Annotated in this window: 1 protein-coding gene; it reads left to right on the top strand. The window is 49.2% G+C overall.

The features are described 5' to 3' along the window. On the top strand, positions 1–321 hold a 321-nt coding region (locus ACP45E_RS02225; protein ID WP_158008360.1), incomplete at both ends, for a hypothetical protein.

The raw sequence follows: 321 nt of genomic DNA, 5'->3' as shown, positions 1-321 counted from the left end.
AGGGCTGTTTCTGGCGGAGCGGGTGGCGGTATTTCTGGCGCTGGAGCTGGAGTGAGCACAACCAACGAAGTGTATACAGACGTTTCAACGTACATTGATAACAGCTCGGCAAGTAACAAGTCAATTCACAGTGCTAACCTAGCATTAACTAGTAAGAATACCTCTAAAATCGTTGCAACAGCTGGGGCTGCGTCCTTGGCTGCTGGCTTTGGTGGAGCGGGTGCCATAGCCGGCTCAATCGGGGTAGCATTAGCGGATAATACCGTTGATTCCAATACCTTCAGTTATCTTTCTAATGTGGGTTCGATATCCGCTAACGAT

The organism is Vibrio genomosp. F10 str. 9ZD137 (assembly GCF_049974785.1).
In the GTDB taxonomy this organism is placed as follows: Bacteria; Pseudomonadota; Gammaproteobacteria; order Enterobacterales; family Vibrionaceae; genus Vibrio.
This window is presented reverse-complemented; position numbering and strand designations above follow the sequence as displayed.